Origin of the sequence: Yersinia aldovae 670-83 (assembly GCF_000834395.1) — a bacterium.
Taxonomy (GTDB): Bacteria; Pseudomonadota; Gammaproteobacteria; order Enterobacterales; family Enterobacteriaceae; genus Yersinia; species Yersinia aldovae.
In genome coordinates this window covers 1,796,074-1,818,369 of sequence record NZ_CP009781.1, presented here as the reverse complement: position 1 = coordinate 1,818,369, position 22,296 = coordinate 1,796,074, and the positions used below count along the sequence as shown (strand labels likewise).

Below are 22,296 nucleotides of genomic sequence, written 5' to 3'. Positions count from 1 at the left end.
CCCTAAATAATTTGAGTTGCAGGCAGGTGGCAACTGAGTAAATCCCGATGAGTCTATTTATTTTAAGGTCAATAGGCAGTCAATGATTCGGGTGAACGAAGACAGCCAACACACATGCAGCTTGACGTATGACGGGTATAATGACATTCCGTCATCTACGACTTAACGTAAGACTCAAAATCATGTTTGAAATAAACCCGGTAAAAAACCGAATTCAGGACCTGTCTGATCGGACAGCCGTTCTCAGGGGGTATCTTTGACTATGATGCCAAGAAAGAGCGACTGGAAGAAGTAAACGCCGAGCTGGAACAGCCCGACGTCTGGAATGAGCCTGATCGCGCACAAGCGTTGGGCAAAGAGCGTTCAGCGCTGGAAGAGATAGTCTCGACTATTGATCAATTGGATCAAGGTATGGAAGACGTTTCCGGTCTGCTGGAGTTGGCGATTGAAGCTGACGACGAAGAGACTTTTAACGAAGCTGTAGCTGAGTTAGATACTCTCGATGGTAAGCTAGGCCAGCTCGAATTCCGCCGTATGTTCTCTGGTGAATATGATAGTGCCAACTGTTATCTGGACTTACAAGCTGGCTCCGGTGGTACAGAAGCTCAGGACTGGGCCAGTATGTTGCTGCGTATGTACCTGCGTTGGGCGGAAGCCAGAGGTTTCAAAACTGAAATCATTGAAGAGTCGGATGGTGATGTTGCTGGCTTGAAGTCAGCCACCATTAAGATCATCGGTGATTATGCGTTTGGCTGGTTACGCACTGAAACGGGTGTCCATCGCCTGGTACGTAAAAGCCCGTTTGACTCCGGTGGCCGCCGTCATACTTCTTTCAGTTCTGCTTTTGTCTACCCAGAAGTTGACGATGACATTGATATTGAAATCAACCCGGCAGACCTGCGTATTGACGTTTACCGCGCATCTGGCGCGGGTGGTCAGCACGTTAACAAAACGGAATCGGCGGTACGTATTACCCACCTTCCAACCAATATCGTGACACAGTGCCAGAATGACCGTTCTCAGCATAAAAACAAAGATCAAGCCATGAAACAGTTGAAAGCAAAGCTGTATGAGTTTGAGATGCAAAAGAAAAATGCTGACAAACAAGTTCTGGAAGATAACAAGTCTGATATCGGCTGGGGTAGCCAGATCCGTTCTTATGTACTGGATGATTCCCGTATCAAAGATTTGCGTACCGGTGTGGAAACACGTAACACGCAAGCGGTACTGGATGGCGATCTGGACAAATTCATTGAAGCAAGTTTGAAAGCCGGGCTATGAGGAACTGAGATGTCAGAGCAAAAACCACAAGTCGCTGAGCAAGCGCAAGATCTCAATAATGAGTTACAAGCTCGTCGGGAAAAATTGGCTGTACTGCGGGAGAAGGGGATTGCATTCCCTAATGATTTCCGCCGTGAGTACATCTCTGACCAGCTGCATACTGAGTACGGCGATAAAGAGAATGAAGAGTTAGAAGCACTGAACATCGAAGTGACTGTTGCTGGCCGTATGATGACCCGTCGTATCATGGGTAAAGCATCATTCGTGACGCTGCAAGATGTCGGCGGCCGTATCCAACTGTACGTTTCTCGCGATGACCTGGCGGAAGGCGTATATAACGAACAATTTAAAAAGTGGGATCTGGGCGATATCCTGGGTGCGCGCGGTAAGCTGTTTAAAACTAAGACCGGTGAGTTGTCTATCCACTGTAGCGAACTACGCCTGCTGACCAAAGCACTGCGCCCACTGCCGGATAAATTCCACGGTTTGGCGGATCAGGAAACCCGCTATCGTCAGCGTTATCTGGATCTGATCGCGAACGACGATTCCCGCCATACCTTCAAAATCCGTTCACAGGTTATGTCTGGTATCCGTAGCTTCATGGTGGAAAAAGGCTTCATGGAAGTCGAAACCCCTATGATGCAAGTGATTCCCGGTGGTGCTTCCGCCCGCCCGTTTGTGACTCATCACAATGCGCTGGATATCGATATGTACTTACGTATCGCGCCAGAACTGTACCTGAAACGTCTGGTTGTCGGTGGTTTTGAACGTGTGTTCGAAATCAACCGTAATTTCCGTAATGAGGGTGTTTCACCGCGTCATAACCCAGAGTTCACCATGATGGAACTCTATATGGCGTATGCGGATTACAAAGACCTGATCGTGCTAACTGAAGAGCTGTTCCGCACGCTGACTGAAACCGTATTGGGTAGCAGTGTGGTGCAGTATGGTGAGCAGACCTTTGATTTTGGTAAGCCTTTTGCCAAATTGACCATGAGAGAAGCCATTTGCAAGTATCGTCCTGAAACCAACGTGGCTGATTTAGACGATATGGATAAAGCGGTGGCTATCGCTGAATCATTAGGGGTCAAGGTTGAGAAGAGCTGGGGCTTGGGCCGTGTTCAATGCGAAATTTTCGAAGAGACCGCAGAGAGCCACCTGATTCAACCAACCTTCATCACTGAATACCCAGCAGAAGTTTCACCGTTGGCACGTCGCAATGATGACAATCCGTTTATCACTGACCGCTTCGAGTTCTTTATCGGTGGGCGTGAGATTGGTAACGGTTTCTCCGAGCTGAATGATGCTGAGGATCAGGCACAGCGCTTTGCTGATCAGGTTAGCGCCAAAGAAGCTGGTGATGACGAAGCGATGTTCTTTGATGAAGACTATGTTACTGCACTGGAACATGGCTTACCGCCAACAGCAGGCTTGGGTATCGGTATCGACCGTATGGTGATGTTGTTTACCAACAGCCACACCATCCGCGATGTTATCTTGTTCCCGGCGATGCGCCCGGTAAAATAAGTCAATCCGGCTAACGGTAAATCTATTAGGGCGCTTTAGCGCCCTTTTTACTGAGCAAAAAGAGTAGTGGTAATACTTTGTTTAATCTAATCGCTTAAAATACCAACGCTTAGGCTATATCTTCGCTTGCCCACGAGGAAGAACCGGTTATAATGCAAACCGCACACCGAAGCGGGTGTAGTTCAATGGTAGAACGAGAGCTTCCCAAGCTCTATACGAGGGTTCGATTCCCTTCACCCGCTCCACTGTCTCATTTAGCTACACTACGCAGCTAAATCAACAAGTTAGAAATCCATAGTCTCTCTAATTGTTGCCATTGAACTACACGAACACCTGTCGCGTTTTGGTGTGTGGTTAATTTGGGTAGCATATCAAACCGCTGGCGGTCGTTACAAGATTCTTACCGCGATAGCACAACAAGATAATCTATGCCGCACAAACCATGTAGGCTCTAAACTCTATCCAAAAACACTACACAATAAGCATTTAAGCCCGATGTGCTGTCTATGATAGCCAAAACAGGTTTATGGTGATGGTACTTGCCACCTCACGCAAGCTCTATCTGCGTCTCGCCCGCGCTCCTCTATTGGTACACAAGGCATCCTGATAAGTTATTGTGTAATGAGAATACTGATGAAGTCGCTACGCTCCGCTTATGCTTGTTGTATCACCAACGGGGCTTTATGGCTTCTATTGTCTACAGTTCTACTCCCCCCCCTTCTGGCCTCTTTTAAAAGGGACTACTTTCTATCTTTTCTTGCCTTAAAATATTGCCTGCTCAGTGTCCGCACTGCTTGACACTTCACCACAGGCGAGAATCATTCGCATTATAATCCTAAAATATCGTTAGCTGTTTACAGCGTGTCGGAAGGCGCTAGCATGGTGCGATTAGATGATGAAGGAAGTGTAAGTACTATCAACTGTTTGTTGGTCTAATCCGATATAACGCATAGTGATAGCTGGGCTGCTGTGGTTAAGAACCTTGGCAATTGTTTCTATGTTTATCCCTGAATTGTACATCACCCATCCTCTCGTTTTCCTCATGCTGTGAGTGCCTAAAGCAATACCTATAATCTCACCTATCTCTTTGAACTTTCTAGATACGTTCTCCCTACTTATAGGCTTCCCTTTAGCTCTATTAGTAGAGACTTCAAATAGATATACATGAGTAGGGTTGGCAGCTTTGCGACGCTCTACGATGGCTTTAGCCTTGTCGTTTAACACGATGTGACGAGGCTTGCTGGTCTTCCCTTCAATGATAGTCAACCTGTCCCCTTGTACGTCTGCATAAGTCAGGGATAGCAGGTCAGATATGCGTAAGGCTACCTGTAGGCCAAAGTTCCAGATATCGGCATAGGTTTGATTACCATGCTTTAGGAGTAGTTCGCCTACCTGTTCACATTGTTCGCTGGTTTTTACTGCATCAACGAGTTTCATCTAGCCACTTCCTTTTGTTTACTGGGTTTTCTAAGTCACAGAATATTTAGTATGAAGTCAGTTTAATCTAAATGATGGGATAGTCAATGATTACGCATGTTTTCTATATCACAGAATAATAATGTGTGACTTAGAAATAACATCTAAACACCTCTTTGTTAGGTGTTAAACATGAGAATGCATATCAAAAACAAACAATAATGATAATTAATAAAAAATTTCATTTGTAGTTCATTTTTTGCATGGTTTTGAGAGTTAAGAGGGATATTCGCTTAGTGCCTTTTTTCCTACAATATTATGTAGGCCAGAACAGGGCGGGGCTTACAGAGGTATGCAGATGTCTATGCACTGTGTAATCACTACCTAACCAGGCAAATCATTACCGGTTATTTAAGGGCTATATAAACCCTAGATTAACTGTTGTTTTTGATCAGTATAAGCAATCAAATAAGTAAATATGATAGGTATAAACGATAGATTTAACCGATCGATTAAGAGAGTTCGATCGACACAACCAGTTTTCAAAATGACTAATAGTTGTTTACCCTATACGAAAGAAGTCTTGTTTTTAACTTATTGATTTAGATCATTTTTATTAGGGGTGATAATGCGCTGGATACTGTTAAGTGGTGTAGATGGTGACTTCATGAATGCTCCTATCTGGGCCAAACGGCTAGTTATCATTGATGGTAAAAAGGTTTTTTGGGATGGGATGAGGAAGTTCCAAGATGAAGGGGGTAACGAATCCGTGCTTAGTGACAGATTCGAAGATGACTATAAGTTAATTGCAGAACGTAGGCTTGTTCCAATAAAATCAAACAAGAGGATATCTGGTTAATATCATTTCTTGATATTGGGATAGATTACTTTTAATGCTCACACAGCAATAAGGATAAAATAATGCCTAAGTATAAAGTTGAATGGTCAGCAAAAGATGGTAGTGGTAGCTTTGAATATGACACTACTAGTGCAGACTTAACCAAAGGTTGTCAGGAAGTTATTTTAGCTTCTATTGAGAATGCAGGGCTTAAAAACAAGCTTAATGGTGATGCACCGAAAGAGGGTAAATGGACACCTGGATGGTATACTCATAGAACGGGGCTTATTGTTGAATCTGTTGATCCTATTACAACAAAGATAATAGGCGTTTCTAACTAAAAATAAAACGACATACTTATAGTAGTTATCGGTGTGTCGTTACTCACTCCTTAAATATCCCATTCTTACATCGATAAAACGATCTACTATAGACTCTGTAAGAGTCAGGAATAAAAGCCACTACTATAAGAGTAATGGCTGAAAGAGTGATACTCACTCGGTTAGAGTGTTCTCAGCCATAACAGATAATGTGTTCCAGTAAACGCTGTACCAGCTATGTACAATCTAACTGGAAAGTATGTAATAGGCTTTTAGAAGAACGTTTTTAATAAACAGAGAAAGAAAAAGAATAATCTTAAGCCTATAAGGGCTCAAAGAACAAGGTCAACACCAGTAAACCATGCAAGACCTTAATATATACATATATTGTGCAACCTATGGTTAGCTAACAGCTTGCACAAGTAAATAGAAGAGACACGAGACCAAGAACATTGCAATGTGTAATATCTTTATCATTACATATGTGATGGTTTGGTTATCGAGTGTTACCTTATCATTAAAAGAGTAAGGGACATGGGGTTGTCGTGTTCATTAATCATTTAATTATACGGTTACAGTTAGTAGGGTGTTCGGTGTGAGCGTAGCGAAAGAAGACCCTATATATTAGTAGTGGGTTTTATAAACATGAGTCTGAGGTTAGCATGAGAAGCGATAAGCTTAGAGTGATTAACTCAGTAAACGAATGTTAGAAGTAATCGATAGTCAGAGTGTCAGAAAGACAGTCGGGATGTCGATTTATTCTTATCTCTTATAGTAGTGGCTTTTATAAATGACCTACAGCCTATCTACATGAAGGGCTAAAACAAAGGGGAATTACAAGAGATATACAGAGAGATTAAACTGTGCAAGGTTTTACCTATTAATTAGGTAGACCACTTGTAAAACGGTTTTATTTCTGTTATTGTAATATTGGATATATATAACAAAAATAATATGACTTATATATTGACATTATTCCAAATCTGATGTATTATAATAGTAGGAGCAAGAGAGTTTGTTTCTAAGCTAGAAAGATAGTCAAATTAAAATAAATTAATTGTCTGAGGTCACCCAATAGAGGTGGCCTTTTTGCATTGAACAAAAGGAAAAAATAATGAAGAAAACTAAACAAACAGTTCGCAATACCGCAGAAGAAACATTAGCGGATATCCTTTCAGGGAAACTCGCATACTCAGCACTTCGAACTTACATTCAACCTAGATCTGGTCTTAGTGCTTCGCGCAGGAATATGTACTCACAGGCCATCGTACTTTATAAAATGCACGTGTTAGAACAAAAGTTAAAAGAATTGCAAGAAGAGGCTAAACAATAACAATAAATAGGAGGAAGATTGGCAAGAACTAAGGGTAGCGTTATTACTGTCTGCAATAAAGAAACAAAACATTATTTAAATGATTACTGGGATTATGAAGAGTTACCTGATTGGATTGATGATTGTATTTGTGGTGCATTAGGTCAGGCGGGGAAAGATACAAGATTATCACCTTATCGATTCTTTCGTGCCTTACAAGCACTTGAAACACTATCCACTATTACAGTAAGAAGTTACTTTGATAGAAAAAAGGTAATGTTTGATGATGATGAGAAAGGCTATTGTGATACAACGATAAAGAACTATACAAATGTGCTCAAGGTTGCATCCAAGGCTATTGCTCATCACAGACTAAATCCAATTAATAATAAATTTCGTGGTAGTCGTGGCTCTATTCTTGAACAGCAAGCTATTACACCACCAGAGATTGCTATGCAACAGTTAGTAATTTCTTCTGTTAAAGCCTCTGATGTGCAGAGGCAGCTGTGAAAGAATTCCAAGATGAGTTAACAGGGCTGGGTAATATTCTTGCATAAGAAGAATATTAAAATAAATAATAAATAGTCAAGAAAAACCACTGCAATATATTGTAGTCACCCCTGAAAAATGTTATAATATGAATATAGAGGAATAATTTGAAACTCATTACCACGAATAATAGCCATAAGAATTCCTCTCCTTAGATTATTAAAGTATTGTGCCATCAAACTTTAATTACAATAATGCCTCATCTTCTGGACAGTTCCTTGTGATTCAGCACCACATTGCCAGTAGGTGACATTTCTTAAGGTCTTTTCATAAAAGAGACGTTAATAAATGATCGCTCTTCACGCTCATTTCTCTGATAATCTGATTTCATTGTTTACTTCCTTGTTGTTTGTGTTGTAAGAAACCCTGCTTTTCTGGAGTGGGGTTTTTTATTAATCCTCACCCATAATATATTGTGGTCTAATAAATTGGAGTCTTACTTAAATCATTTTCAAAGTCATTTTAAAATAGAATGACTTTCAAAGTGCTAATAATATTTTAGCATCACCAAAAGAAGGAAATATAAAATCATGTCAACAAGTGACAAAAAGTATAAGATTACCTATTACTCCGATGATATGGAATTGCTCAATAAGATGGCTTTTATTGCAAAGCAATTTTCTATCAAAGCGGAAGAACACAATGAAGAAAACATTCTTAACACATCCGCTGTAGTCCTGAATTCAGATGCTGAAATAAATAAATCAGAACGACAAGAAGAAAATGATTTAAATGAATTCAATGAGCTAATTAAAATAAAATATAAGGGGTCTAACTAAATGACTATTGCTGCATACAAAGAAATAAAGAATGAAGGTGACGTTTTAAGTTATTTTGCGGATGATGTATTCTCGAAAACAGCCGTTGTATTTTCCACATTAGTAGTAGACCTTGAACCGGGGTCAGTAGTGAAAAGTGACGGTAGCGCTTTGGTAAACTCCAGTACTACAGGCGAGGTATATGTTAGCTTGGATTATGCAGATAAAGGTTCCAATGTGCGGGTCAGGGTAGTTGGTCTTTTGGCTGTAGTAAAAGAGGCTTCTCTTATAGTAGCGGATAGTGGCTTACAGAAAGCTAAGGAGTTAATTACAAACTCTGGGTTTATTCGAATTCAATAGTAACCTGTACAACAAATTATAAAACTATAATAATAAAGGAAGGGTGATGACAATTTTAAGTGCTAACAATAATCCTAATCAACTTGTAGATTTAACCGAGAGTTTTAAACTAATCCCTAGTCAAAACTATCTATTACAAAATTTAGGACTATTTAATTTTAAGCCGAGCGCAACGCGCAGCATTGCAGTTGATTATCTGGTTTCAGATAATGCTATTATTAATACAGAAACTATGCGCTATGGGACTGATCAGAATACCACTATTTTAGATCGTTACAGCTCATATAATATAGAGATCCCACATTTCTACCGTCAGGATGTTGTAACACCTGAAGCATTCCAGTCACGCCGCGCCATGGGGACGGATTCTGAACGGACTGTAACCAGTGTAATCATTGATTATCTAGATAAACATCACACAGCGTACCGCCGTACAACAGAGCAATTACTTGCAAAATGCCTGTTTAAAAACACTGTAGATGCAACTAAAACGGAAAACCCGAATATCAATTGGGTAGATACGTTCGGATTCTCCCAACAGGTAGCTACTGTTGATCTCGCTTCTGCTTCGACTGATGTCCCAATGTGGCTCGATGATGTAATGGTTAAGCTCAGAAATGTTCAGGGGAATCTATCAACAGCAATGCAGGATACTATTGTGTTTTGCGGCAGCAACTTCTATAGCAAGTTACGCTTCCATGCCAGCGTAAAAGAGCTTTTCACTTTTACAAGCGCAGCCGATAACAGCAACAATATTATTACCACCTACAAAGAATCTGCAAATTTGCCTGGATTCAGTATGTTCCGTTTTATGGACATGACGTTTATTCGTGTAGAAGATGCAAGCTATGGTATTGACACTAATGAAGCATATTTTGTACCTAAGTTTTCACCCAATACTACTCCTTATGTAGGTTATTTCGGACCAGCTTCTAGGAATATGGATGTAGCACAGATGTCACCGCAACGTGTTTATTCATATCGGACTTACACAGATATGCAGATGGTAAACGTTCATAATGAACATAGCTTATTGCCAGCCTCTCTTCTACCCAATGTGGTTCTAAAAGCTACCAACACAGCAAGCTAAATGGATTTTAGAGAGTTTGTAATAGCTCTCTATTTTTATCTATGGCTAATGCTACTAATTAACTGGGGGGTATATCTTCCTCCAGTCTTTATTATAATTTTATTGTGCTTTATAGAAAAATAGAGGGTAAGTTTATGCAACTAAAAATAGAAGACAATTCAGGACGTGTAATTAAATGTATTCGTGGTGATGAAACTATATTGAACTTATTGAATGTACGGCAATTAGCGCGTTTTCTTAAAATTAACGAATCTACGCTTAATTGGCGACTTAAAAATGGGTATAGCTTGTTTCAAGCAATAACAGAGCCTGTATCTAAATAATAAAAGCTCAGTCTTAAAAAGACTGGGCTTTTTATTTATCTGAGAAAAATAATAATAAAAGGAAGATAAACAATGATTATAACAGCCGCCACGTTACGTAACGTCATTAAATTTGATACTGATATCCAAAGCTTAAAGAAAGTAAAAGAACAAATGAAAAAGCTGAGGAAAGAATCAATAGGGACAGTAGGAAGCATTTCTCCAGCCTCTGCCAATAAAGCCGTAGCAAGTGCAAAAGCCGTAGCCAATCAACAGATGGCAGCTATTTCAAAAGTCTACAATCAAGCAAACAAAGTTAAGTCAGGTTTCGGCACAGGTATGGTGGGGAAAGCATCAACCAAGGATTGGGCCGCGGTAACCGCCGCTCAAATGAAACAAATGAATAGTGTGGGGAAAACCCAGTCAGAAGCCACCCGTCAGGCAAAAGAGGCAGCATTAGCAGAGAAACGTCGTTTACAGTTAAAGAAACAATCAGAATTAGCACTGAAACGGGAAATTAACGGGACAATGAAACTCCGTGATGCCACGTTTACTATCAGTAGAATGGAGAATCTGGGGGTCGGGCAACGTTATAAAGCTATTGCACAGGCTAAAGCTTTAGCTAATGAGTACAAGAAAGGAAATCTTGATTTATCTGAAATGAATCAGCAGATGAAGTTCCTCATCGCCAATACGAGAAAAGCTGAGGCACAAGCCAGACGATTGAAAAGAGAGACAGCCAAAACTAAAGCAGCAGAGGGCCGTAAAGGTGGTGGTGCTCTGTTAGGTGTGGGCTTGGGTGGGTATGCTGTTGCAGGGGCTGTAGGTGGTGCTTATGCAGCGTACAGCAGTGCGTCTTCCTCCGTTGACCGTGCTAAACAGATTAACAAGCTAGGAAAAGCCGGTGTAGATAGCTACGAAGCTCAGGCATTGCAGAGACTTGTTCAAAATAAGGGGATCGACGCTAATCTAGAAAATGTGTTTCAAGACCTACAAGAAAAGATTGGTGAACTTACCAGCCAAGGTACTTTTGACAAGAAAACACATAAGCTGAAAGGCGGGGGTGAGCTTACGGACGTCTACAACGACCTATTTGCCCCATTGGGATTTACATTGAAAGATATCGCTAAAATGTCCTCTAGTGAGTTCATTGTGCAAATGAAACTTAATGCAAAAGCCTTGAATAAATCAGCCGAAAGCCAACGCTATTATGAGGAAACGGTTAATGATTTATCTCATATATCAGGGCTTTATGCAGATAATGGAAAAGAAATTATAGATACAATCGGTCAAATGATGGATTCTGGACAAATGTTGAATGAAGAGCAGTTAGCGAGCCTTACCCGTTTAAGAGAGTGGGGAATAGCGGTCTCAAATTCAGCACAAACCCTAAGCGATAGATTCTCAGTAGCCCTTAGTAGTGCGATGGGCGGGGCCGATGGTCTAGCGGAAGCTATGCGCCAATTAACCCCACTAGTAGAAGCTTTAGGGAAAGCCGTGGCCCACATTATTAAACTTACTGGTTTTTCTGTTAGCCAACTTGCCGAGCCAAAGACACAGAATGAGTTAGTTCAGAGCGTCAAAGAGCCAGTAAGGAGATTGAATTCCAACTCTAGTTTAATCATGGGGCTTTCAGCTTGGGAACTATTGAAGAATCAGTTTAAAGATAGTAAACCCGTTGCAAACAACATGACTCCACAGGCAATGATTCCATCTGCGGCAGCAATGCGACCACAGCCATATCAAGTTAGTAGTCAGTACCAAGCACCAGTAAACCATATAACTGTGAAACCTGCGGATGTTAAATTGAACATAGATTCAGGAAAGCTTGAGGGGGTGTTTAGTGTGATAGCTTCAGAGCATGTTAGTAACTACAACGAGCAGGTACTTAACGATATCAACACTAGCTACCTTAACCGTTAAAAACTAAGGGACAAGGCTGTATTATGGCTGCACTTGCTGGATAATTTATGTGCAGTCATGTTGACGAGTCGGTCAATTAGAGTAGAATGCTTACATAAGTAAACAAGATCATTTATTCAATAGTGCATATAGGAGGTATAAATGGCTATATCAAGTACTATGTTTGGCCGTACCGTCCTTACAGGTAAAGATGCTGAACAAATGCTCAAGCAGATGAGCAACAGTAAACCAAACGAAAACGCGAAGCGTTCTCTGCAAAATGCTCGTGAGTTACGCCAGAAACTAGCAAAACGAGCATAATTTATTACTGGAAAATAGGTTGTGAAACAAAATGGATGAGGTTTTACAACCTGAATTGCTTATCCTACCTTTAAATAAAAATCACTCCCATAAAAAATTCAGTAGCGGTATGCTTGAATTTCAGCCGCTAAAAAGCTTTCTTCAGAATGACGCCTTAGTTTTCCAGAATGGTTGCATTGCTCAAACCTATGTTGTCGTTGATGATAATTTTCGAGTAAATAAAGCTATTTCAAAAGATGATTGTGCATACAAAATTTTAGGGTACATCACACTAACTTGTAGTCAGGTCAATTTAAAAGACTATGACTTAGGTGAGTGTGCTGGCGCACAACGATATGAATACCTGCCTGCCTTAAAAATTGCACGTTTAGCTGTTGATTCTAAAACGCGCGCGCGGCGAATTGGTTCAATGCTGTTTGAACATGCATTGATGACAGCGCTAGATGATATTCTTCCCTTAGCCGGTTGTAGATTTTTAATAACGGATGCAAAGAGAAGTGCTATAGATTTTTACCACAAAAAAGGGATGGAGCTTCTTAATACAAAAGAAAACCAAGAAGCAGAGCATCCCATTATGTTTATTGATCTTCTAAGATTACTGTAAAGTTAACTATTTCAATATACCCCAGTAACTCCTTCAAATCAGAGCCTTGAGAGTAAGTTTTGAAACTTTCAGTCTTGCCTCTGCCATGACCTACAATCATTGCTATCCTGTTTTCAGCTACACCCTTTTTATCTAACGCAGTGATGAACATCCCCCTCAAACTATGAAAGCATTGTCTATCAGTCGCTAAAGGTAAAACACTATTCCTAAGTCTGGTAAACTTCTGGCTGTAATACGGGCCTATCTTGCCGTCTTTACGTTTAATCTGATTTGCATGTGTTAACAGATACTCTCCATTAGCCAGGGAAAGATACTTATCCACTATATAAATAAGTTTTGAATGGATAGGTACGCACCTTATTGCTGATTTGGTCTTGCCCTTGGTGATGTTAAAGCAGGTTATACCCTCGATAGTAATGATTTCAGTTCTTTTTAAACTACAAATCTCGTCTAATCTCATTCCTGAATATAATCCGATAAGTATCACGTCCCTTATTTCTTCTTCTGCTTCCTGCAATAGACTATCAATCTGATGTAATTCAAATGGTTCATAGCTGATTACCGTTGCTTTTGCTTCCAGTGTGTACCCTATGAAAGGGCAATCTGAAGGTATGCAGTCATATACCTGTCTTGCATAGGTGTAAATGGCTGATAAGGAAGATAAATAGTTCTGTATTGTTTGTGGTGACTTGTCTTTCCTTTGTTCTCTGATAAATGCAGCAACTTGAGTCCGCTTTATGCTGTCCATTGGCACATCAATAATGTTAGATGAATCCAAATATAAGTTAACTGCTAAAAGTGTTTTAGATAACGTTGATAGTTTTCTTTTGTCTTTATACTCAGATAGATACTCATCTCTTATCTGTGAGAGTGTCGGACAGATTACAGGTGTGATGTACTTACTATTATCACTGTGATTATTACTAATATTGTTAATACACAATCTACTATTATTCTGTTTTTCAGATTCTTTATTTATCAGGGCATGTAATGCAGTAATGCCCCTTTGTATCTTGATTTGATGAGTATCGGGTTTAAGCTGGTTCTTAATTTTATTAAATTCAATAATCATATGGTCACGAAAGTTCTGTGCTCGCTGTAGCTCTCGTTCTCCAGATGAACGCCTAAAAACCCTCTTCCCCTCAGTAAGGTGTCTCATATACTTTGGCACAAATACCTGAAAAACATAGATTCCATCATTTCTCTGGAAAAGGTACATATTGTTCTTGATCGACATCATATTAATCCTCTAAGATGCCGCAATCAGGTACTTCATTTAGTTACACTGGTGAGATAGAGTGAACGAGAGCTTCCCAAGCTCTATACGAGGGTTCGATTCCCTTCACCCGCTCCAGAACCTTTCTTAAAGCAATCTATCTAATTGAATCCCAAGGGATATGGCTTATAGCCGTCTCACAGAGTTACTCACTGTAACCTACTGTGTAACCCTAACAGGGCATGCAGATTCATGATTCAGCTTGCATCACCACAACCTGTCACAAAACATCAAACTTATATCTATCAACGCAATGGCGTCTATTACTTTCGTCTTAGAATACGTAAAGCTCGAATCATTGATAGAATGACTTCAGTTTCTTTACGCACCAAGGACAGACGAACAGCAATGGCTACTGCAAGACATATCAAATCAGCTTTAAAGGCGATACATGCTGATAACCCAGATGCTTCTTATGAAGAACTGCGCGAGCACCTTAGGGACATAGCGGAGGGGGAGCTTTCTACTGGGCGTTCTGATCTCTTTGAACCGCACATGTGGGGTATCTATCATGAGCAGTATAATGAGTTAGGGCAGAATCTTACAGATGCTGTCGCCAGCGAGCCGCTTACCGACATCCAACATCGTTATATCAATGAGGCCTTTGGTGTACTGAAGGCTTGTATGAAGCGGTTGGAAGGAAATAGCAGGCCACTCTTGGAGTATCTGGATAGTTTCGATGACAACAATGGTACTAATGATAATGAATCACCAAATAAGAATGGCAGTCTGCTTCTATCTGTAGAGCCAAAGGTGATTACTTTTCTTTCTCTTGTTGAGCAGTATGAGAAGGAGAACTCTCAGAGCTGGAAGCCTGCAACGTTAAGTGAAAACCGGTCAGTTCATTTGACCCTGATTGAGATATTTAACTATCTGGGTCTGAATGATGTTAGTAAGGCAACCCGTGCGGATATGCTGAAAGTTCGTGAAGTTCTCCAGAAGTTACCTAAGAACAGAAAGCAGCGTTTTAAGAACATCTCATTATCTGAATTACTGGCGCGAGAAGATCAATCTGATGGCTTGGATGTTGTGACCATCAATAATAAATATCTAATTAAAATGGCTGCTATCTTCAAGTGGGCTTTGAAGAACGATTTGATTGAAAAGAATTTAACTGAAGGGCTTGAACTAAGGGTTCCCTCACGTAAAACTTCAGATGCCCGTAAAGCCTTTAGCCAAGAGCAAGTGGCTAAATTACTTAATGCATCTAAAGCATACTCGTTGAAGCACTCAGGGAAGCCTTATCATTACTATGTGCCAACTCTTGCTGCCATAACAGGTGCGAGACTCAATGAAATAGCCCAACTTCAGGTCAAAGATATTAGAGCCACCGAAGCTGGAACTACTTACATTCATATCAACGAAGACGGCAGTAACCTAACAGGTAAATCCATCAAGAATGCGCATAGTGATCGCTGTGTGCCTCTGGTTGATGGTGCTTATGGTTTCGTATTGGCTGACTTTATGAAGTTGGTAGCAGACCGTAGAGAAACAATGGGGGATACTGCAATGGTGTTCGATGGTCTCCGCTTGATGAAGAATGGCTATGGAGAACAAATTAGTAAGTGGTTTAATAGAACATTATTACCTAAAGTCATTGCTGACCGTGACGGCTTGGCGTTCCACTCACTCAGGCACTCAATAGCAACTTTGATGAAACAGCATGGTGTTGAGTTAGCCTATGCTCAGGCTATTATGGGCCATAGCTCAGGGTCGATTACTTATGATCGATATGCAAAAGATGTTGAAGTTGATAGGTTAGTTGAAGTGTTGGCTGAGGTCTACAGAGAGAGATTCTAATGGTTGATTTCGTACCGCCTGAGTTTGGTGAGAACGCTTTTAATTGTCCAAGCTGTGGTGCTTATGCTCAGCAGTCATGGGAGAAACTTGCGTATGGGTATCAGGGGCATGGTTCAACTCCAATAAGTAGTGCTCAGTGTGCCTATTGTAGTTCTTACTCATATTGGCATGGGAAGACTATAATTCTTCCTCTAATTACCACTATTGAAATGCCAAACCCAGATATGCCAGAGGATTGTAAGGACGATTATATAGAGGCTCGTAATATCGTTAATTTGTCATCTAAAGGGGCTGCTGCGTTATTGCGCCTTTGCCTTCAGAAACTGATGGTTCATCTTGGTGAACCGGGCAAGAACATCAATTCCGATATTAGGTCCTTGGTTGATAAAGGTCTACCACCGATGATTCAACGGGCTGCTGATATATGTCGTATTGTAGGTAATCAGGCAGTCCATCCCGGAGAGATTAGTCTTGATGATGACCCTCAATTAGCTCGCAGTCTCTTTAAGTTGTTGAATATTATCGTTATTGACCGTATTACTCGCCCTAAAGAGATCGAAACTATGTTTAATAGTATGCCCGAGAATCAGCTAAAAGGAATTGAAGGTAGAGACAAGAAGCCTGCTTAGATATAGAGAATAGGGTACTGATATCAATAGTAGTTAACTCTCCGCAGGAGAAGAGGAACTTAGTTGTGAATCATAGGATGTCTGACGTGTGTGCCACAGTGCTATTGATTAAACTATTATTATAGGAAGAGGCTATGAAAAGGTTTTAATTTAAGTGGTCAACAAAAAATTGCCGATCACAGCTATAGCTAATCAGAGATATTGGGTCTTACTACTGGTGTTCGTATTGGTGAACTTACTTAATTAACTCCTTAAACTGTTAAGCAAGTAGAAGGGGAATAGTTCTGTCAATATAATAGTTACTGATAGGTTACGACTCACTATTGGGGGAACACATTCACCGTAACTTATCGTATCCTTTCAGAGGGTCTGATGACCATTATCAGACAATCAGCGACCTTTATCGTTGCTTCTTGTGTCGCTCAGAGTCAGTCGATGAGTGAATAGCAAAGATATGAATGGCTAATATTAATTTATGGTCATCATCTCGACAAGGACTTACTTAAATGCCATTAAAGATCACTCAGAGTTTTAACATAGAGATATTATTAAAAGATATTAGCCCTAAGAATACTTATATAGAACATTCAGAGAGAGGCCAGTTTTAGCCAAATACTACAAAGATGATAAAATACCTTTTAGGAAAGGGAACTCTTGAAGACATATTGAATCAATACGTTGCCGAATCTCTTTATCATCATCGGAATGTTTGGCAAGGCACAGGTAGTAATTTTTCTTGTTATAATTGGCATATATAATCCAATGACCAGTTATCTTTTTTTCTTCGACACGTCGTTGAAAGTTAGTTATTGTAAATTCATTAGCAATTTTATATGCATCTTCTGGCTCAAAGTATTTCTTCATACCTGCCTTTTCATTTTCTGCGATTTCTGCGGCTAATTTGGGTAGACCCGAGCCGAGATTCTTTTGGTTAAGCTTAAATTGATTTCGCAGATTGGTCATAAGAGATTGTATTCCAGTACCTTCATAATGTTTGTGCCAAAGATTTTTAAGATATTTACCTCTGTACATGGTCGGGGGCTTTGTTCTACTGGTAGTGGGGTCATTCTCTAATAAATTAAGTTCACGAATAGCTTTAAAAGGATTCTCCATACCAGACATGACTGTAGCGTGGAGTTGTAAGATAAGAAAGATACTACAGCGGTTCATAATGTCAGGGGATAATCCCAGTTGGGAAACCGATGTACGTATGCTGTCTGTGACATCTTCACCATTCATAGTTAGTAAAAATTTCTTTTTCATATATTATGACTGCTCTTTGTCTTTTTATTGTCGAGAGAAAACATATTTAATACGACTCACTAATAGGGAATGGTATAGAAAGATAACTATCAGACTCTCAAAGAAAACGGATTGATCAAAACCCAAATGTTAGCAGGTAGACTCCTTATGGTTTTTTGACCTTCACATATTATATCTCCGTTAGTGCTAAGAGGTCTCATTGATAACTCTGTGTTGATTTTTTTGAACACTCCCATTATACCATCACCTGCCTTTTGGTGATTAAGAGAAAGTAAATCGGAGGAAATTAATACCATTTCTGGTAGTGACTCGTAGTTGGAGTAACCTTGTCCATCAATGTAGTCAATACGTCTTATGATTCTGAGAGCTTCGCGACGTAATGAAGTAAATAAAATGTACTTAGAGATTACCAGACCTGTGTAACCCCCACTTATAATTCCTGTCATTACCCCAATGATGATATTTTCAATCATATAGTTCCTTAGTGCTGCATTACTGTAAGTGATCTTTCAGTATCTTATATTACTTCCTTTATTAATTACAGATAATATTTATTGACTTTAGTAAATAGGTCTTTATGTGAATAGTGCAAACCGATGAATAGAGTTAACAAAAACCTTGTTAAGAACAATACCATAATCGTAGTGTAAGTATCCCACTAAAAAGAACCATTCACTTTTAGCGTTCTCCGACAGACAGAATATGTTCCCGGAGGAGAGTGCCATGCGTAAGACCCGATTCACTGAGCACCAGATCATCGCCGTTCTGAAGTTTGTTGAAGCAGACGTATGGAATATTTAACCCAAAAATCAGGTAATTTGATGCTGGTGGATGCAGACCATTTTAAGTCAGTTAATGATAAGCACGGCCATCACAAAGGTGATGAAGTATGGGTATTACTGGCGAGAGCTTTAGAGTCCAGAACGCGTGAGAGCGATAGGGTTTTCCGCTGGGGAGGCGAGGAGTTTGTTATTCTCTTGCCACTGACCAATCTGGAAGGGGCAGTGAGTGTTGCGGAGTCAATTCGGCAGAGCGTTTAGGGAATTAGTTATCCTAACCTGCCACAATTTACCGTTAGCATTGGCATGGCGTAACATCAGGTGGGTGAAGATTCTGATAGTTTGTTTAAACGCATGGATGAGACACTCTATCGCACCAAAGCTTCCGGGCGAAGTAGAGTATTGGCTGCGTAGATAAGGAGATAAAAGGCATCGGTTGATATCTTTTGGTGTGAGTTACTCCAGTGGCAAATGATCCAGCGGTTTGACTTCGCGCAGCACAAATGTTGTTTGCATCTCTTTAATCCCCGAAAGTCGGCGGATAACCGACATCGCGAAGGTGGAGAAACTGTCGAGGTCTTCGGCAACCACTTGTAGCAGGAAGTCGGCATCCCCCGCGACGGCATAGCAAGCAATCACTGGTTTTAGCGCACCAACCTGCATTTCAAACAGCTTCGCTTCCTCTTCGCTGTGGCTGTCAATTTTTACCCGAATAAAGGCTAAAATCCCTAAACCTATTTTTCGGCGATCAATATTGGCCTGATAGCCGGTAATAATGCCGCTTTCTTCAAGTTGCTTGACTCGACGCCAGCAAGGGGAGGTTGCCATCCCCACTTTTTCGGCCAACTCTTGGTTAGTCATCCGGCCTGCACGCTGTAGTTGCTTTAGAATTTTTATATCTGCCGATGTTATCAATGGTGATGGCATTTTCTACCTGATTATCATTTGTTTTGGGTATGTTTTACCTATACTAGCGGAATGATGCTGATAAAAGAAAGCACTTACCGTCAAGGGCGGGATATGATCTTTTGCACATTATTTATAGCAAAAGGGTATGGCTATGGCAGAACAAATACGGATTGCAATTATTGTTAATCCTGAGCTTCCTGTTGGCTTAATTGCCAATACCAGCAGTGCTGTAGGGATTGGTTTAGCAGCAAAATTTCCGCAATTAGCGGGGACGGTATTGTCTGACTCGGGGGGGAATGAAATTGATGTTAGCTCAAAATTACCAGTACCTATTTTGCAGGCGGATGCTGCGCAGATGAGAGACGTATTGCTGAAAGCTTTAGCGGCCACTCATGAGCGGGCGATTGTGCCTTTCCCTGCATTTGCGCGCTCGATGCACAGTTTTCAGGATTATGAAGCGGTATTTCCGCTACGTTCCCTGGCTGATGAACAACTCGATGGTTTGGGATTGGTTGGGCCGGAGAAGTGGGTGCGCTCATTGACTGGTGCATTAAAACTCTTGCGCTAAATCGTCAGTATTATCATGTGAAAAATAAACCATGTGAAAAATAAGCGGGTTCTGGAATAGAACCCGCTCTGGATTATTGACGCTACATTTGGTCACCGCTCATTGCATTAACTAATTTGATTTATCTGCAATTTATCACTGGCAACGCCATTGATGTATAACTCGCGATGTTCATGTTGTGGCAAGTTAATCGCCAACTCATGCCATGCGGGTTGATAGCTTCCCGTGCGTTCAAAAGTGATATCAATGCGGTGATTATCGGTCGTCACTTGCCAGCTCAACCACAATGCGCCCCCTTGCTGCCAACGGTGGCTCTCACCATCATCTTCAAATAGCATCCCGCTGGATTGGCCGCCTCCTTTGGTGGGATAAAGCGCCAGTTCGCGTTGGGTATCTTGCTCTGCATTCACGAAAGCAATACGGCGTGACAGTGGCAATGCCGCACCCGCGCGCACCAGCAGAGGCAACCGCTCCAGCGGCGCATCTAAGGTGATTGTCTGCCCACCGCTGTACCACTGCCCGGTGTGGAAGCAGTACCAGCCGACGTGATTATCTGGTAAGTAAACCTCACGCAGGCGTTGCCCGGACTCCACCACACTGGCGACCAGTAAGTCACGACCTAACATAAAGTCATCATTTTCTTTAAACGTGTTGCTATCATGCTCATGATCGAGGAATGTTGGGCGTAACATCGGTTCATCGTCATGGCTAGCCTGCCATTGCAGTGTATAAAAATAGGGCAGCAGGCGATAGCGCAGCGCCATCGCATCGCGGATCATCGGAGTGGCAGCCGGATACATCCACGGCTCATTGACGGTGTTATCGTCATTCCATGAGTGGATGGTAAAGCGTGGATGCATTACGCCGTTTTGTACCCAGCGAATAAACAGCTCGGCTTCAGGTTTATCTCCGGAAAAACCACCGACATCATGACCCAAGTTGTATAACCCAGACAGGCTCATGCCCAGCCCCATGCGGATGTTATAGCGCAAGGTTTGCCAACTGGTGCGGTTATCGCCACTCCAGGTTTGGGCGTAGCGCTGCATTCCGGCACAACCGGAACGAGATATCAGATATGGGCGTATTTCTGGTGCGAATGCCTGTTGAGCTTCCATTGAGGCGCGCATCATCAGCAAAGGCATCACCGGTCTGATGTGTTTGATGGCAATGGATTCACCAAACCCATGACAACGCGCTTCGCCATCCCACACTTCATATTCGTTATTGTCATTCCAGGTTGAACCAATCCCCATTTCCAGCAATTGTTTGGTGACATTCTCCTGCCACCAATCCACGGTGTCCGGGTTGGTAAAATCAAGGTGAGAGCCTTCGTCATCCCAGAATGAAGAGCGTTCGGGTAGCCCGCTTTCACCATCGCGAATAAAGAGTCCGCGCTTGGCAACTTCTTGATACTTAGGGTGGTCTTGCAATAGACAAGGTTTGATATTGGCGGCCAACTTGATACCGGCTTGCAGGAATGTCTGACTCATCACTTTCGGCTGCGGCACCTTGTCGTAGTTCCAGTTAAAGACATAACGCTTATTGTTGATCGAGGTATAACCAGACGAAAGCTGGAACGAATCACATGGAATATCATGCTGTTGGCATAAAGTAATGAATTTTTGCAGTTGTACCTGCGCATCAGGAGCATCGGTGTAATGCATGGTGGAACCGCTGTAACCGAGGCTCCACTTGGGGCCAAATTGGGTTTTTCCGGTCAGGCGAACAAAGGTTTTGGTGACATCCAGCACTTTCGGGCCGAGGAACATATAGTAATCGAGATCGCCAGCTTCGGCCTGATAGCGGCGATAGGCCAGATGGTAGTTATCGATCTCATTGCCCAGGTCTAACCAGCAACTGCTGAGATTGTCATAAAACAGGCCAAAACTGACATCATTACGGCGGGTGATGGTAAACGGAATATGCTTGTAAAGTGGATCGGTGCTGGCGGCGTTATAGCCCATCGCATCTAAATTACGCATTTCAAAGCGACGGCCAGCACGGTTAAGATCGCCGGCTTTTTCACCTAATCCATAGTATTGCTCATTGGGATAACGGCGCTGATAGTGAGCAATCGCTTCTCCTTGCGGGCTGAGTAGATAAGCACTGGTTGGTCTATCCGCTGCCAGTGGTTGCCATTCGCCTTGCTGATTTTTATATTCCCATTCTAAATATAACGGCTGGTGAATGGTGACTCGCAGACTGTTAGTGGTCACTATCAACCGGCTTTCGTGCTGCTCTAGTTGATAACCCGGCACAGAGAAGCCAGCCAAACTCAGGCGATCACGGCCAGACCACGGAACATCACCCTCTGGTGCGATGCTCCAGGTGCGGTTCAGTGCCAGCTTACCCTCTTTTTTAATCAATACCCGGCAGAGATTTGGCTCTAATACATATAGACAAAATATATGTCGGTCATCGACCAGCAGTTCCAAATGGTCGGGGTATTTATTGATTAACTTCCAGTTTTTTAATGTTTTCATCACAGCTCA

Annotated in this window: 22 protein-coding genes, 1 tRNA gene and 1 pseudogene; 18 read left to right on the top strand and 6 right to left on the bottom strand. The window is 41.6% G+C overall.

The features are described 5' to 3' along the window. Positions 1 to 182 precede the first annotated feature (182 nt). The 3 genes from prfB (at position 183) to AT01_RS08360 (ending at position 3,053) form a co-directional block, all read left to right on the top strand. Positions 183 to 1,281 (top strand): peptide chain release factor 2 gene (gene prfB, locus AT01_RS08370; RefSeq protein ID WP_144404925.1). Its coding sequence is split into 2 segments (ribosomal slippage): positions 183 to 257 and positions 259 to 1,281, totalling 1,098 coding nucleotides; the frame shifts between segments, so codons are not numbered across the junction. A gap of 9 nt (positions 1,282 to 1,290) precedes the next feature. Beyond that, positions 1,291 to 2,808: a lysine--tRNA ligase gene (lysS, locus tag AT01_RS08365; RefSeq protein ID WP_042546807.1), complete on the top strand. Its 1,518-nt coding sequence runs from the start codon at positions 1,291 to 1,293 to the stop codon at positions 2,806 to 2,808. A 171-nt stretch (positions 2,809 to 2,979) separates the two neighbouring features. Beyond that, positions 2,980 to 3,053, top strand: a tRNA-Gly gene (locus tag AT01_RS08360). A 643-nt stretch (positions 3,054 to 3,696) separates the two neighbouring features. Here the strand turns inward: AT01_RS08360 and AT01_RS08355 are convergent. Next, complete coding sequence (locus tag AT01_RS08355) at positions 3,697 to 4,245, bottom strand: tyrosine-type recombinase/integrase (protein WP_042546806.1); 549 nt, start codon at positions 4,243 to 4,245, stop codon at positions 3,697 to 3,699. A 607-nt stretch (positions 4,246 to 4,852) separates the two neighbouring features. Here AT01_RS08355 and AT01_RS08350 point away from each other — a divergent pair. From AT01_RS08350 to AT01_RS08310, 11 genes are all read left to right on the top strand, one after another. Beyond that, a complete protein-coding gene (locus AT01_RS08350; RefSeq protein ID WP_042546805.1) occupies positions 4,853 to 5,083 on the top strand; it encodes a hypothetical protein in 231 nt (76 codons plus the stop codon). Between the two features lie 62 nt (positions 5,084 to 5,145). Further along, positions 5,146 to 5,403: a hypothetical protein gene (locus tag AT01_RS08345; protein ID WP_042546804.1), complete on the top strand. Its 258-nt coding sequence runs from the start codon at positions 5,146 to 5,148 to the stop codon at positions 5,401 to 5,403. Between the two features lie 1,093 nt (positions 5,404 to 6,496). After that, complete coding sequence (locus AT01_RS08340) at positions 6,497 to 6,715, top strand: hypothetical protein (RefSeq protein WP_019210090.1); 219 nt, start codon at positions 6,497 to 6,499, stop codon at positions 6,713 to 6,715. Positions 6,716 to 6,733: 18 nt separating this feature from the next. Continuing rightward, positions 6,734 to 7,204 (top strand): hypothetical protein, encoded by a 471-nt coding sequence (locus tag AT01_RS08335; protein ID WP_042546803.1) that lies wholly within the window; start codon positions 6,734 to 6,736, stop codon positions 7,202 to 7,204. A 569-nt stretch (positions 7,205 to 7,773) separates the two neighbouring features. Then, positions 7,774 to 8,022, top strand: a complete 249-nt coding sequence (locus AT01_RS08330; RefSeq protein WP_042546802.1) for a hypothetical protein — start codon at positions 7,774 to 7,776, stop codon at positions 8,020 to 8,022. Beyond that, positions 8,023 to 8,361: a hypothetical protein gene (locus AT01_RS08325; RefSeq protein ID WP_042546801.1), complete on the top strand. Its 339-nt coding sequence runs from the start codon at positions 8,023 to 8,025 to the stop codon at positions 8,359 to 8,361. A 46-nt stretch (positions 8,362 to 8,407) separates the two neighbouring features. Then, complete coding sequence (locus tag AT01_RS08320) at positions 8,408 to 9,451, top strand: major capsid protein (protein WP_042546800.1); 1,044 nt, start codon at positions 8,408 to 8,410, stop codon at positions 9,449 to 9,451. A gap of 134 nt (positions 9,452 to 9,585) precedes the next feature. Further along, positions 9,586 to 9,774, top strand: a complete 189-nt coding sequence (locus tag AT01_RS21680; protein ID WP_143707657.1) for a hypothetical protein — start codon at positions 9,586 to 9,588, stop codon at positions 9,772 to 9,774. A 72-nt stretch (positions 9,775 to 9,846) separates the two neighbouring features. Next, positions 9,847 to 11,676: a hypothetical protein gene (locus tag AT01_RS08315; RefSeq protein ID WP_042546799.1), complete on the top strand. Its 1,830-nt coding sequence runs from the start codon at positions 9,847 to 9,849 to the stop codon at positions 11,674 to 11,676. Between the two features lie 141 nt (positions 11,677 to 11,817). Beyond that, entirely contained in the window at positions 11,818 to 11,976 is a 159-nt protein-coding gene (locus tag AT01_RS22040) for a hypothetical protein (RefSeq protein WP_167335164.1), read from the top strand. A 31-nt stretch (positions 11,977 to 12,007) separates the two neighbouring features. Then, a complete protein-coding gene (locus AT01_RS08310; RefSeq protein WP_042546798.1) occupies positions 12,008 to 12,580 on the top strand; it encodes a GNAT family N-acetyltransferase in 573 nt (190 codons plus the stop codon). Here the strand turns inward: AT01_RS08310 and AT01_RS08305 are convergent. Continuing rightward, on the bottom strand, positions 12,555 to 13,820 hold the full coding sequence (locus AT01_RS08305; RefSeq protein ID WP_327212970.1) for a site-specific integrase: 1,266 nt from the start codon (positions 13,818 to 13,820) through the stop codon (positions 12,555 to 12,557). The two genes, AT01_RS08310 and AT01_RS08305, sit on opposite strands and share 26 nt — an antisense overlap. Before the next feature lie 228 nt (positions 13,821 to 14,048). On the opposite strand from AT01_RS08305, the gene AT01_RS08300 reads away from it, so the two are divergent. Together AT01_RS08300 and AT01_RS08295 are read left to right on the top strand one after the other, a co-directional pair. Next, a complete protein-coding gene (locus tag AT01_RS08300; protein WP_042546796.1) occupies positions 14,049 to 15,656 on the top strand; it encodes a site-specific integrase in 1,608 nt (535 codons plus the stop codon). Beyond that, the gene (locus AT01_RS08295; protein ID WP_042546795.1) at positions 15,656 to 16,285 is read left to right on the top strand and encodes a DUF4145 domain-containing protein; all 630 of its coding nucleotides are present in this window, start codon (positions 15,656 to 15,658) and stop codon (positions 16,283 to 16,285) included. The genes AT01_RS08300 and AT01_RS08295 overlap by 1 nt, the downstream gene beginning before the upstream one ends. A gap of 615 nt (positions 16,286 to 16,900) precedes the next feature. On the opposite strand, the gene AT01_RS08290 is transcribed toward AT01_RS08295, so the two are convergent. Together AT01_RS08290 and AT01_RS08285 are read right to left on the bottom strand one after the other, a co-directional pair. Then, positions 16,901 to 17,548, bottom strand: a complete 648-nt coding sequence (locus AT01_RS08290; RefSeq protein ID WP_042546794.1) for a hypothetical protein — start codon at positions 17,546 to 17,548, stop codon at positions 16,901 to 16,903. 89 nt (positions 17,549 to 17,637) lie between these two features. After that, positions 17,638 to 18,021, bottom strand: a complete 384-nt coding sequence (locus tag AT01_RS08285; protein WP_042546793.1) for a hypothetical protein — start codon at positions 18,019 to 18,021, stop codon at positions 17,638 to 17,640. A 342-nt stretch (positions 18,022 to 18,363) separates the two neighbouring features. On the opposite strand from AT01_RS08285, the pseudogene AT01_RS20680 reads away from it, so the two are divergent. Continuing rightward, positions 18,364 to 18,741: pseudogene (locus AT01_RS20680) on the top strand (GGDEF domain-containing protein); the annotation flags it as partial. Between the two features lie 42 nt (positions 18,742 to 18,783). On the opposite strand, the gene AT01_RS08275 reads toward AT01_RS20680, so the two are convergent. Next, positions 18,784 to 19,254: an Lrp/AsnC family transcriptional regulator gene (locus tag AT01_RS08275; protein WP_042546791.1), complete on the bottom strand. Its 471-nt coding sequence runs from the start codon at positions 19,252 to 19,254 to the stop codon at positions 18,784 to 18,786. A gap of 127 nt (positions 19,255 to 19,381) precedes the next feature. Here AT01_RS08275 and AT01_RS08270 point away from each other — a divergent pair, with 127 nt between their 5' ends. Next, positions 19,382 to 19,804 (top strand): DUF2000 domain-containing protein, encoded by a 423-nt coding sequence (locus tag AT01_RS08270; protein WP_162484230.1) that lies wholly within the window; start codon positions 19,382 to 19,384, stop codon positions 19,802 to 19,804. 107 nt (positions 19,805 to 19,911) lie between these two features. Here AT01_RS08270 and AT01_RS08265 read toward each other — a convergent pair whose 3' ends face one another. Further along, positions 19,912 to 22,287 carry a glycoside hydrolase family 31 protein gene (locus tag AT01_RS08265; protein WP_042546789.1) on the bottom strand — a complete coding sequence of 792 codons (2,376 nt, stop codon included), beginning with the start codon at positions 22,285 to 22,287 and terminating at the stop codon, positions 19,912 to 19,914. Positions 22,288 to 22,296 lie beyond the last annotated feature (9 nt).